The 12107-nt window shown below is 62.1% G+C and carries 15 protein-coding genes; 14 read left to right on the top strand and 1 reads right to left on the bottom strand.

The window, feature by feature from the left end; all coding sequences use genetic code 11:
* The first annotated feature begins 24 nt into the window (after nucleotides 1–24).
* From ACZ5G6_RS12095 to ACZ5G6_RS12030, 14 genes are all read left to right on the top strand, one after another.
* Complete coding sequence (locus ACZ5G6_RS12095; RefSeq protein WP_223932673.1) at nucleotides 25–357, top strand: DUF3040 domain-containing protein; 333 nt, start codon at nucleotides 25–27, stop codon at nucleotides 355–357.
* Nucleotides 354–821, top strand: coding sequence for a flavodoxin family protein (locus ACZ5G6_RS12090; RefSeq protein WP_223932672.1), 468 nt, complete (start codon nucleotides 354–356; stop codon nucleotides 819–821). Before ACZ5G6_RS12095 ends, ACZ5G6_RS12090 begins: the two co-directional genes overlap by 4 nt.
* Complete coding sequence (locus ACZ5G6_RS12085; RefSeq protein WP_223932671.1) at nucleotides 821–1267, top strand: universal stress protein; 447 nt, start codon at nucleotides 821–823, stop codon at nucleotides 1265–1267. The genes ACZ5G6_RS12090 and ACZ5G6_RS12085 overlap by 1 nt, the downstream gene beginning before the upstream one ends.
* 73 nt (nucleotides 1268–1340) lie before the next feature.
* Nucleotides 1341–2261, top strand: a complete 921-nt coding sequence (locus ACZ5G6_RS12080; protein WP_498685775.1) for an ABC transporter ATP-binding protein — start codon at nucleotides 1341–1343, stop codon at nucleotides 2259–2261.
* Entirely contained in the window at nucleotides 2258–3022 is a 765-nt protein-coding gene (locus tag ACZ5G6_RS12075; protein WP_223932669.1) for an ABC transporter permease, read from the top strand. The genes ACZ5G6_RS12080 and ACZ5G6_RS12075 overlap by 4 nt, the downstream gene beginning before the upstream one ends.
* A gap of 2 nt (nucleotides 3023–3024) precedes the next feature.
* Entirely contained in the window at nucleotides 3025–4476 is a 1452-nt protein-coding gene (locus ACZ5G6_RS12070; RefSeq protein WP_498685774.1) for a DUF4389 domain-containing protein, read from the top strand.
* Entirely contained in the window at nucleotides 4473–5432 is a 960-nt protein-coding gene (locus ACZ5G6_RS12065; protein WP_498685773.1) for a polysaccharide deacetylase family protein, read from the top strand. Before ACZ5G6_RS12070 ends, ACZ5G6_RS12065 begins: the two co-directional genes overlap by 4 nt.
* Nucleotides 5433–5449: 17 nt before the next feature.
* Complete coding sequence (locus ACZ5G6_RS12060; RefSeq protein WP_498685772.1) at nucleotides 5450–8161, top strand: HAD-IC family P-type ATPase; 2712 nt, start codon at nucleotides 5450–5452, stop codon at nucleotides 8159–8161.
* A 9-nt stretch (nucleotides 8162–8170) separates the two neighbouring features.
* Nucleotides 8171–8704, top strand: a complete 534-nt coding sequence (locus tag ACZ5G6_RS12055; RefSeq protein WP_223932665.1) for a hypothetical protein — start codon at nucleotides 8171–8173, stop codon at nucleotides 8702–8704.
* Complete coding sequence (locus ACZ5G6_RS12050) at nucleotides 8679–9149, top strand: pyridoxamine 5'-phosphate oxidase family protein (protein ID WP_498685771.1); 471 nt, start codon at nucleotides 8679–8681, stop codon at nucleotides 9147–9149. The genes ACZ5G6_RS12055 and ACZ5G6_RS12050 overlap by 26 nt, the downstream gene beginning before the upstream one ends.
* A gap of 77 nt (nucleotides 9150–9226) precedes the next feature.
* Nucleotides 9227–9595, top strand: a complete 369-nt coding sequence (locus tag ACZ5G6_RS12045; protein WP_498685770.1) for a DUF5655 domain-containing protein — start codon at nucleotides 9227–9229, stop codon at nucleotides 9593–9595.
* An 81-nt stretch (nucleotides 9596–9676) separates the two neighbouring features.
* Nucleotides 9677–10165 carry a GyrI-like domain-containing protein gene (locus ACZ5G6_RS12040; protein WP_223932662.1) on the top strand — a complete coding sequence of 163 codons (489 nt, stop codon included), beginning with the start codon at nucleotides 9677–9679 and terminating at the stop codon, nucleotides 10163–10165.
* Between the two features lie 2 nt (nucleotides 10166–10167).
* Nucleotides 10168–10554, top strand: a complete 387-nt coding sequence (locus ACZ5G6_RS12035; RefSeq protein ID WP_223932661.1) for a hypothetical protein — start codon at nucleotides 10168–10170, stop codon at nucleotides 10552–10554.
* A gap of 39 nt (nucleotides 10555–10593) precedes the next feature.
* The gene (locus tag ACZ5G6_RS12030) at nucleotides 10594–11463 is read left to right on the top strand and encodes a universal stress protein (protein ID WP_498685769.1); all 870 of its coding nucleotides are present in this window, start codon (nucleotides 10594–10596) and stop codon (nucleotides 11461–11463) included.
* Here the strand turns inward: ACZ5G6_RS12030 and ACZ5G6_RS12025 are convergent.
* On the bottom strand, nucleotides 11460–12098 hold the full coding sequence (locus ACZ5G6_RS12025) for a hypothetical protein (protein WP_498685768.1): 639 nt from the start codon (nucleotides 12096–12098) through the stop codon (nucleotides 11460–11462). The genes ACZ5G6_RS12030 and ACZ5G6_RS12025 overlap by 4 nt on opposite strands.
* Between the last annotated feature and the right edge of the window lie 9 nt (nucleotides 12099–12107).

The following is a 12107-nucleotide window of genomic DNA, read 5'->3' as shown; positions in this document are numbered from 1 at the left end:
ACAAGAGAGCAGGAGGTAAAAACCATGGAACTATCCAACTTCGAGAGGCTGGAACTGGACAAGATCGCGCGGGGTCTCGAAGAAGAGGACCCCAGGCTGGCCGCCCTCATGAGCATGGAAGACCTGGGACGAATCCGCTGGAAGCATGCCGTCCGGGGAGTCCTTGTTGGCCTGTCAGGACTGGGTTTGCTGCTGGCTGGCGTCGCGCTGGGTGAACCAGTACTCGGAATAACTGGCTTCATGGTGATGGGCGGTGGCACCTACTGGGCAACTCTCTTCATGGATGCCCGTCCCTCCCGCAGGAAGGCCGCAGCCTCCAGGCTCGAGTACTACGGAAAAGACGAGGAAACACCATGAAGGCGGTTATTGTTTACGACTCCGCTTACGGAAACACCAAGGCAATCGCGGAGGCTGTGGCCTCTGGTCTGGGATCAGCGAATGCCAGGACAGTGCCGGCAGCACAGTTCCGGCGTGGGGATGTGTCGGCTGGCGACTTGTTGGTAGTGGGTAGCCCCATCAACGGCTGGCGGCCTACACCCAAGACCATGCAAGCCTTAACCGATGTTGGGACTCAGGGACTTTCCGGAATCCTTGCCGCTGCCTTTGACACCCGGGTCAAGTTATTCATCCACGGCGATGCGGCCAAGAAGATCTCCCATCAACTGAAAAAGGCAGGTGCAACTCTCGTGAGCAAGCCCATGCCCTTCTACGTGGGGGGCACGGAAGGTCCACTCCTGGCCGGTGAGACCGAGCGGGCGCGTACTTGGGGCGGGGAGCTCCTAACGCTAATGAAGACCAAAGCAACCAAGAGGAGTGCCTGATGGCTGGACGTTTGGATCCCAGCAAGATCATCGTGGGCGTCGACGGCTCCCAAGCGTCAGTGGAAGCGTTGCGCCAAGGCCAACATTTGGCAACGGCCCTCAACGCGCCTATGGAAGCGTGGGCCTGTTGGGAACTTCCCCTCGGATACGAGGCCTACCTGGCGATGGGCATCGACGGGTTCGCCCATGAAGCCGAGAAGCATTTGGAAGACGCCCTCGTGGAGGCTTTCGGGGCCGACCTGCCAAAGAACGTCAGCCGGCGACTTGTCCAAGGCTCGGCCCGGGCCGCCCTGGTAGAGGGCAGCAAGCATGCAGCACTCGTCGTCGTCGGCCGCCGCGGACACGGCGGCTTTGGTGGCCTCCTTCTCGGCTCAGTGAGTTCCGCAGTCGTCGCGCACGCCCACTGCCCCGTCGTCGTCGTGCATTCTCCCGAAAACGCTACCTGAGATGGAACCGGACCAGAAGACGCGGCTTCCAGCCAAAAAAGCTCCTCTCCCGGAGTCAGCAAGCCCACGTGCTGTGATCGAATGCACGGGCTTGACCAAAGCATTCGGACGCAAAATTGCCCTCGATGCGGTCAACCTCAGCGTGCCCGAAGGGTCGATCTTCGGTTTCCTGGGCCCCAACGGTGCAGGAAAGACCACTCTGCTCCGCATCATGACGGGCCTGTCCCGCGCTACGTCCGGCGGCCTACGCATACTCGGCATGGATGTCGCCTCGGAAGCCCCCCAGGTCCGTCGCGAGGTTGGCTATCTCCCTGATGTTCCGGCCTTCTACGGCTGGATGACCGCTTCCCAAACCCTGCAGCTCGCTGGCGGGCTACGTGGGCTCAAGGGCGGACCTCTGGCCGATCGGGTCCAGGAGTTGCTGGGCTTCATGAGATTGGACGGAAACAACCAGGCAATCGGGAAGTACTCCCGGGGAATGCGTCAACGCCTGGGCGTGGCACAGGCCCTCATCAACGCGCCCAAACTACTTTTGCTGGACGAACCCACCAGCGCGCTGGATCCCGGCGGCCGGAGGGAACTCCTGGATTTCATCGGTGGCCTGCGGGGGCAGACTACTGTGTTTTTCTCAACGCATATCCTCAGCGACGTGGAGCGCGTTTGTGACTCAGTGGCCATCCTTAACAAGGGCAGGGTCCTCTCCCAATCCTCGATGGAAGAACTCCGGTCCAGGCACGGACAACAGACAATCGCAGTGGAGGTCAGTACGGGCGCCGAGAGGCTCGCCCAAGCAATCGCCGGAAGGAACTGGAGCACATCGGTGCATCCCGGTCCTCGGGGCGAAATCCTGGCGCGGGTATCGGATGTGGCTGCCGCCCAGCACGAGATTCCCACCATGGTCAGTGACCAGGGCACGGGCCTGGTGCGTTTGGAAAGCACCGAGATCAGTCTGGAAGACATCTTCCTCGAACTCGTTGGAGACCCGGTGCCGTGAACAGCTTTTCAGTCCTCGCCCGCAAGGAAGCCCAGGAGATAGTCCATACGTGGCGCATATGGGTGCTTCCTGCGATGGTGGTCTTCTTTGCCGTCACCGGCCCGCCGCTTGCCCGGATAACTCCTGAACTCCTGGGATCACTCACCGCCGGGTCCCAAGGGTCGATCACCCTGCCCCCGGCAACGTTTGCCGACGCGTACGGGCAGTGGATCAAGAATCTGTCCCAGATCATCCTGTTCGCCATCATCATCATGTACGGCGGAATGGTCTCCACCGAGGTCCGCGAAGGCACTGCGGCATTCGTACTCTCCAAGCCTGTGCGGCGAAGCACGTTCATCACCGCCAAAGCAGCGGCCCACGGGCTCTTCCTCACCGTCGCGATTAGCTTTGGCACCCTGGCAACGTGGCTGGTCACGCTACTTGTCTTTGGCGACGCACCCGCCGGCCGGCTTTGGGGTCCGGCGATTCTGCTCCTCCTCTTCGCCCTCCTGATCCTCGCCTTCATGGAACTCTTTTCGGTCCTGATTCCGGCCCCGGCAGGCGCCGCCGGGGCTGGCCTTGGCCTGTACGCCCTGTTGGCAGTGGGCGGAGCATGGGATCCGTTGGCGAGCTATTCCCCGGCGGGTGTCCCCGGGCTGGCTGCCGCCATAACAGCGAACCAAGCACATCCTTCGCCGGTTTGGCCTGTGGTTACGGGGCTTGTTGCCGCAGTGGCCGCCGTCGTGTTGGCAACGTTGGCTTTTAAGAGGAAAGAACTGTAGCCATGCCAAAACCAGCGTCAATCGCAATGCTCGTCGTCGGGATCATTCTGTCAATCTTCGGATTCGCGCTCACTACGGGAGGGGCAGCGGCCGGTCTACTGGCCTCGGGCCAGGGCGATGAAGGCTACTTCACTTCCCGTACGGAACGCTACACCGTGGCATCGTACGCGTTGGTCTCTCCACAACTGGATGCCATCGGCGAGGGAACTCCCGAAAGGCTCCCCTTTGACGTGGGCACGCTCAGGCTCAGGGCAACACCGGACAAACCTGATGGCCGGCTTTTTATCGGCGTTGCGCCCCAGGCCGATGTTGATGCCTATCTGAAGGGAGTCCACCATACGGAGCTGCAGGAAGTTAAGTTCCAGCCATTCCGCCCCGTCTACCGGGACATCCCCGGGTCGTCCACACCGGCCCCACCCGCCAGCCAACCCTTGTGGGCAGCCTCCGCTTCCGGTCCGGGACGACAGGAACTCACATGGAACATTTCCGCGGGCAGCTGGACCGTGGTTGTCATGAATGCCGACGCAAGCGAGGGCGTTTCCGCCGACCTCCAGGCAGGCTTCCGATCAGAGCTGATTAAGCCCGCGGCAACGGGCCTGCTGCTCGCCGGCACACTTGCCCTGGTCCTCGGAGTGCCGCTCTTGGTGGCCGGCGCCGTAGGACTTGGCAGGCACGGCGGCACTTCTGCGCCGGCGGTCCAACAAGCGCCCTTCGTGGCTGGGCAACAGCCAGCAGCCGCAGGGACCATTGGCTATCCGGTTCGCTTGGGGGGCTATTTGGATCCGACCCTCACACGATGGATGTGGCTGGTGAAATGGTTCCTTGCGATTCCACATTTCTTCGTGTTGTTCTTCCTTTGGTTTGCCTTCGTGGTGACCACCTTTGTAGCGTGGTTTGCCATTCTCTTCACGGGCCGCTACCCGCAATCGCTCTTCCAGTTCAACGTGGGCGTCCTCAGGTGGACCTGGCGCGTGGCTTTCTACGTCTACGCCGCCGGCGGCACGGATCAGTACCCGCCCTTCACACTTGCACACGCCAACTACCCTGCCGACCTGGACATTGACTATCCAGCGCGTCTTTCCCGTGGCCTGGTGCTTGTTAAGTCCTGGTTCCTGCTTATCCCGCACTTGCTCATTGTCGGGGCGATCACTGGGACAGCGACGTGGGCGTGGCGCACGCAGGACGGAGCCGCCGGTCTGGTGGGCGACCGCGGCGGAGGATTGTCGTTGCTTGGCTTGCTGGTGCTTGTCGCCCTGGTGATCCTGCTGTTCACCGGCAGGTATCCCCAAGCACTCTTTGCTTTCATCATGGGCCTGAACAGATGGGTGTACCGCGTCCTGGCGTACGGCGCGCTCATGCGTGACGAGTACCCTCCGTTCCGGCTTGACCAGGGCCCTGACGAGCCGGACGTGGTGCGGCCTCCGGGTCCAAACCAACAGGACGGCTACCCGTGACCGGGAACGGCCTGCCGTCACAAGACCTGCCGCCCAGGAGCAAGGCACGACGGCGGGTGGTCGCCGTCGTGCTTTTGGCCGCCTTGGCGGTGCTTGCGGCGGGCGTTACGCTGATGCTCACCTTGCGGCCAAATGGATCACCTGGCGCCGCGACCCAGGGTGCATCACCGGAGACACATGCGGCAAGTTCCCCTGCCAGTCCAACGCCTTCCTCCCCAGACGCGACGCCAACCACGGAGCCATCCCTGGTTCCCCTACCGGATCCAGTGCCCACCGTACCCGGATCCACCACGGCCGCGCCGCCTGCCCTCCCCTTTCCAGAGTGGCTCCTTGGACAAGACGTGACGTCGATTCCAGGAGCTGGAAACCAGATTGCCTTGACCTTCGACGGCGGCGCCAATGCGGCCGGACTTCAAAGCATTCTGTCCACGCTCGACCGCGAACACGTCCGGGCGACGTTCTTCCTGACAGGAACCTGGGCAGCAGCCAATCCGGACGGCGTGGCACGGATAATGGCAGCAGGGCACCGGCTGGGCAACCATTCGATGACCCACCCTGCTTTCACCCAGCTGACGGACCCGATGATCGCTGACGAAATCGGCCGCGCCGAATCGGCGATAGTTGCGGCAGGTGGTGCGCCCCGGCCTTTCTTCCGGTTCCCCTTCGGAGACCGCGACTCCCGGACCATCAACACCGTCAACGGCCTCGGCTATGTGCCTGTGCGCTGGAGCGTGGACACTCTCGGATGGAAGGGAACCAGCGGAGGCATGGCCCGTGAATCCGTAGTCCAACGGGTCTTGGGGGGTCTGCAGCCGGGCGGCATCATCCTCATGCATGTCGGTTCGAATCCTGACGACGGCAGCACCCTGGATGCGGACGCTTTGCCGCTCATTATTGAAGGGACAAGGTCCGCCGGATTCGATTTCGTGACTCTCGATGCGCTCTTGGCCGGCTAGACCAAGGATGCTGCCCGATGAAGAATGGCACCGAGCCGGCCCACCATAGCCTGCACGCCCATGAAGTGGTGCTGCTCCTGGAAGCGGATGCGTTTCGCGGCCTCAGGGTGGAGGAAATTGCGGGCCGGAGGCAGGCATACGGACTGAACGTGCTCCCGCGCGCTGCCCGGAGCGGGTTTCTGCGTTCGGCGGGCCACCAGTTCAACAATCCCCTGGTCTACGTACTGATTGCTGCGGCCATCGTGACCATGGTTCTCGGCGAGTACGTGGACACCGGAGTCATTGTTGGTGTTGTGATCGTCAATGTCGTGATCGGACTCATCCAGGAAGTCCGCGCAGAGGCGGCGTTGGAGGCGTTGCGCTCACTTGTTCCGACGCGCAGCGTCGTGGTCAGAGGGGGTAACCGGATGGAGGTCCCCTCGGAATACCTTGTACCGGGAGACCTCGTATTGCTGGAAGCAGGCGACAAGGCTCCTGCGGACATCCGGCTGGTACGTACTTCCGGCCTACGGGTTGACGAGTCCGCCCTGACAGGGGAATCCGAACCTGTGAGCAAAGACGAAGTCGTCCTGCCGCTCACCACACCTGTGGCCGACCGCCGCAACATGCTCTACGGAGGCACCCTGGTCACCACAGGCACCGGTGCCGGAATCGTCGTGGCCATTGCCGGCGAGACGGAACTCGGGGAGATCCAGCGGCTCATGGGGGCAGTCACCCCGGCACCCACCCCCCTTACCAGCAAACTGGCCTCATTCAGCATGACACTCACTGTGGCAATCCTCGGATTGGCCGCAGTTGCTTTCATCATTGGGGTGGGCCGGGGCCAGCATCCGGCCGGAATGTTTACGGCCGCAGTCGCCCTGGCGGTGGGTGCCATACCTGAAGGACTGCCGGCTGCCGTCTCCGTGACGCTGGCCATTGGAGTGAGGAGGATGGCACGCAGACGCGCCGTGGTGCGGCGGCTTCCTGTTGTAGAGACCTTGGGGAGCACCACGGTGATCTGCTCGGACAAGACGGGCACATTCACTGAAAACCAGATGACCGTGACCGCGATCAGGACGCCCGCCTGCCACTACGAGGTCACAGGAACCGGATACGGTCCCGAAGGTAGTATTGTGCCTATTTCCCCTGGGCAAACCACAGGCAAGGCCACCGCGGGTGACGCTGCGCTGCAGTGGTGCCTTGTAGCCGGTGCCGTCTGCAACGATTCCACCGTCTTCCAGGAAGATGGCCAGTGGCATGTACGGGGTGACCCTACCGAAGCTGCAATGATCGTCGTTTCGGGCAAGGACGGGGTGGACATCCCGCGCTTCGTTTCCCGGAATCCCCGGCAGGGCAGCATCCCGTTCACCCACGAACGCCAATACATGGCAAGCTTCCACAAGGACGCTGGCGAGAAATCGGGTAGCCTGCTCCTTGTCAAGGGAAGCCTCGAACGTGTTTTGGAACTCTCTTCCAGCCAAATGGGCGCTGACGGCAGCTCCCAGCCGCTCGACGTCGGGACCATCGGCCGGGCTGCTGAGGAACTCGCCGGACGCGGCCTGCGAATACTCGCAACAGCCATGAATCGCCTGGACGAAGAACCGGCAATCGATGCTGCACCACCGCTTGAAGGACTCGTGTTCACCGGCTTTCAGGCGATGTACGATCCTCCGCGGGCGGCAGCTGCAGGCGCTGTACGATCCTGCCGGGACGCCGGCATCGCGGTCAAAATGATCACGGGAGACCACCTCGGAACGGCCACCGCGATCGCCGCAGCTGTTGGTCTTGACGGCGGAAAAACCGCCGCCACAGCCCTGTCGGGCACCGACCTTGAAGGTATGAGTGAGGATGAACTGCTGGCGGCCGTCAACACGGCATCAGTTTTTGCGAGGGTGTCTCCGGAGCTGAAACTGCGCCTAATCGATGCACTGCAAAACAAAGGCCATGTCGTCGCCATGACAGGCGACGGCGTCAACGACGCACCGGCACTTCGCCAAGCCAACGTCGGCATCGCCATGGGCCATTCCGGAACAGAGGTAGCCAAGGAGGCATCGGACATTGTGCTGACCGATGATAATTTCGCCACCATTGAGGCCGCGGTCGAGGAAGGCCGGAACGTTTTCGACAATTTGGTTAAATTCATCATCTGGACCCTCCCAACCAATATGGGAGAAGGCATGGTCATCCTGGTGGCCATCGTCATGGGGCTGACCCTGCCCATCCTGCCGACGCAGATTTTATGGATCAACATGACGACGGCTGTCGCCCTTGGCCTCATGCTCGCCTTCGAGCCCAAGGAGCCCGGCCTGATGTCCAGGCCTCCCCGGGATCCCCGCCAGTCCCTGCTGACCTGGACGCTTACGCTGCGGATCCTGCTTGTCTCGGTTCTCCTTGTTGGTGGTACCTGGTGGATCTTCGAATACGAAACAGGCCAGGGATCCACGCTTGAGGAAGCGCGGACGTCAGCCGTCAATCTGTTCGTCATGGTGGAGCTTTTCTACCTGTTCAGCTGCAGGTCGCTGACCCGCTCCGTGTGGAAGCTCCGTCCGTTCAGCAACCGTTGGCTTGTGGTGGGTGTTCTCATCCAAGCAGCCGGACAGGCCGCCATAACCTACTTGCCCTCCATGAACGCCGTGTTCCACACCGCTCCGTTGTCAGCAGAAGCGTGGCTGCGCATCCTCGGCGTCGCCCTGCTGGCTTCTCTGGCGGTGGCATTGGACAAGCACTTTCGCCACAACATCATTTAGGAGGAAAACATGACCATTGTGCTGCTTCTGATCATTCTCGGCTTCGTAGCCGCGACTTCCATAGCCGGTGGCCTCACCATGGCCCTTGGATCGTGGCTCGGTCCGGAACGCCTCGGACTGCCTGCGGAGATACAACTGCCGGCTGAATACCTGGAAGGCTCCCCTTTCAGCACCTATCTGGTTCCCGGAATCTTGCTCGCATGCGTTGTGGGAGGCCTCCATACGGCCGCCTTCGTCCTGCTCCTCAAGCGCAGTCGCTACGCCAGTCCTGCAGCCACCACAGCTGCCTATTCCATCCTGGTATGGATCTTCGTGCAGATGTCCGTCATCCCGTTCAGCGCGTTGCAAGCCGTTTACTTCGGTGCGGGCCTGGCAGAACTGGGGCTGCTGTTGCTTCTGCTCGGTGTCATTCCCCCAACTGGTCGGCAAGACCCGGCATCGCGCGTGGCAGCGAACGGATCGCGCGACGGGACTTTGGGCCCTGTTAGGCGCAAACGAGCCGCCGTAGGATCGCCGCATGACCGACAAGAACATAGTGCCTGAGGCAGAAGTCCTCGAAGCCGACGATTGCTGGAGGCTTCTTGGCGAAACGAATGTTGGGCGACTCTCCGTGATCGTGGACGGCCACCCGGACATCTTTCCGGTGAATTTCGCCGTGGACAACCGGACAATCGTCTTTCGGACCAGTATGGGAACCAAGCAGCAGGCTATTGAAGACAACGCCGTTGTTGCCCTTGAAGCCGACTCGGTGAGCGCAGAATTCGGCATGGCCTGGAGCGTAGTAGTGAAAGGCGCAGCCGGCCAGGCAGGTCCGGGCGGTCCCACCTTGGATGAAGTCAAACGTTCCCTCTTCCCTTGGCAAGGCGTTGGCCAAGACCTTTTGTACCGGGTAGTCCCCCAATCCGTCACCGGCAGGCGCTTTGATCTCTCGGCTCCCATGTCGCTGCGAACTCCGCTGGACGACGCAACCCGCGCAGGCTTGGAGTAAGTCCGGCCGCTGCAGCCATAGCGGGCGGTGATGGCACTGGGCGCCAGACTGCTGCTTCGAAGCCTTGGCAGGGCGTTGTGAGCCCTGCCCTTCCATCCGATGCTGTGGCATTTTTCGATGGATCGCCCCAAGGACTGGCGATCTGCAACGCGGTCTTCAACGCGATCTCCGGCCTCGGGCCGATATCGGTCCGCGTTTCCAAGAGCCAGATCGCCCTCCGACGCCGGCGTGGTTTCGCCTTCCTTTGGCGCCCTGGCAAATATGTCAAATCAACGGTTCCTGTCGTCTTGTCCTTGGTGCTGCCGCACGAGCTCGGATCCTACAGGTTCAAGCAGGTAGCCCACCCCGCCCCCTCGGTGTGGATGCATCATCTGGAGCTTCGGGATCCTGGGATGGTTGATGAGGAAGTGGCCCAGTGGCTGCAGGAGGCCTTTGATGCTGCATAAGACCGGTACGGACGTTCACTGCCTACGTTTTAGAGTCGTTCGGCCCTGTCGGTTGCTGCATGGTCAGGGAAATCTTGAGACATGAGCACCATCGATCTAGAACCCAGACTGATTAAGACATCCGAGCAGCCCACTGCGGTGGTCCGCGAGCGCGTGCCAATGGCCAACCTGACAGAATTCTTCGGCCGTGCCTTCGGTGCAGTCATGGCCGCTGCCCAGGCCCAACACGCCAGCCCCACAGGCCCACCTTTTGCCCTCTACCACGGCATGCCTACCGACACCGTGGATGTGGAGGCGGGGTTTACTGTTACCCCGAACTTCTCCGCTGCCGGGGACGTCATCAGTGGCCGGCTGCCGGAGTCGGACGCGTTCGAGGCCGTCCACAAAGGACCCTATGACACTTTGGAAAGGACGTACGCACTTATTCTTGAGCGAATGAGTGCGGAAGGAATGACGCCCTCCGACACAATGTGGGAGTTCTACCTGAGTGATCCGGAAAAGGAACCGAACCCCGGCAAGTGGCAGACCCGCGTCGTCTGGCCCGTAGTCGGAGCAGTGCAGGCTGACTGACCATGCCGACCCGAGACGACAATCCACGCAAGGGTGACCGTGGCCTCCATCAAGGTCACAGGGCAGACGGTCATCAGCGACGCGCCCAAGGCACCGGGAAACTGCAGATGGTGGTCAAGTTGGAGCCGGACTATCCGGCTGCCTGCCTCATTGTCCGCGGTCACATCTCCACCCAGAACATCCCGGTCATCTTTGCGGTGGTGCGTCGGGTCAACACGGCCGTTCCCGGCGTCGATATCTCCGTGGATCTCAGCCTTGCCAGCATAACCGCCGAGGCACTGGGCCAGCTCAAGGAGGTCTCCAGGAACGGCATGCTGCCCCTCGCGACGGATCCGGCGAGGGTCCCCTGCCACGTCCGGATCCTGGAATCCTCACGACAAATGGCCTGAACGCCACTCACTCCAACTTGACGAAAGCAGGCAACAACAATGAGCAACGACCACACCATCGCCGTCGGCGTAAAGGACTCTACCCAAAGTGAAGCCGCCCTGCTTTGGGCTGGTCGGCGTGCCGAAAAACGGCATGCGCCGCTTGCGATCCTCCATGTCATGGATGATCGTTGGCTGGTTGAGCCCGCTTCGTGGAGGCGTTCCCTCGCCCAATCCGGCGAAAACCTCCTGCAAGCGGCTGAGGCACGTGTCAGGCAGCGTTTCCACGTCAAGTCCACAACCGAGCTGCTCACCGGAAGTGTGGCAGCGGCACTTGGTGAGTACGCCCGGAAGACGTCGCTGATGGTGATCGGTTCGGGCAGCCCCCACCTTGGCGGCTCCATGACAGACCGGGCCCTGCAAATAGCCGGCGCTTCGGCGGGCCCGGTGGCCGTTGTCGGAACGGCAAACGACGAAGAGGACCGGCACGGAATCGTGGTTGGCGTGGACGGTTCGGAGCACTCCCTCAGGGCCGTTGCCTTCGCAGCCGCGGAAGCGGACCGCGAGGGCCAGGAACTCACCGTGCTTCATGCGTACAACGCCCCTGATCCGGTCACGGATGCCGGTTTGGCACCAGCGGAACTCAAGCAGTTGATCAGCGAACAGGAGCGCATTGTATTGTCTGAGACGGTTGCCGGACTCAGCAACTCCTATCCCGACCTGACCATCAAGAGGGTTTCGGAGCCACACAAGGAACCGGTGCGGGCATTGGTGGAGGCAGCCGCCAACGCAAGGTTGCTGGTGGTGGGGAGCCGGGGACGCGGAGGTTTCGCACGCCTGCTGCTTGGTTCGACGGTTCACGGAGTCCTTACTCATTTGCCGTGCCCCACCATCGTCATCCCGCCGGAAAACACTCCGGAGATGGACTAGCCTGAGCCGGTCCTGACGCGGGGTTCGCCGCCAGCCACAACGGAGTTGGCAATGCGTTGCGCGGCGGGCCCGGTCAGGGCTGCCACTGTGGCAGCCATGAGGACCCCGGCCACTGCGTAGCATGCCAACAGGACCGGGAATGCCGTTTTCTCGTCCACGAACGGCGAGGGTACAAAGGTCCACAGGAGGCCGGCTGCCCACGCACCTGCATTGATGGGTATCCACCGTAGTGACCGGCGTGCCACGCGACGCAGTACTAGCCATTGCAGCGTCGGAATGGAAGCCAGCAGGAGCAAGGCCCCGGAGATCATCCATGGGACTGCGGACGACGAGAACGGATCAAAGTCCGGGAGGGTGCTGGGCAGCATGCCGATGGACCAGGCGACGGCGGCCCCGGCACCAGTGGCCGCCAGCCACCTCACCCGGGGCACCGTGGAACGGCCGAAACCAACGTACTGCCCGTAGCCCAGCAGGATTCCTTCACAGGCACCCGCGACCACCATGGCTGGATATAGTACGGCGCCCGGCGCCGACGTGAGTGCCAGCAGGCCTCCGACGCTTGCCGGAATCACGAATCCAAGTGCTTCTCCGGCCGTGACTGCCACCATCCAACGGCGCATGAACCTACCGGCCATGAACCTTTG

The sequence above is a fragment of the Arthrobacter sp. TmtSoilC51 genome, assembly GCF_055388015.1.
This window is presented reverse-complemented; position numbering and strand designations above follow the sequence as displayed.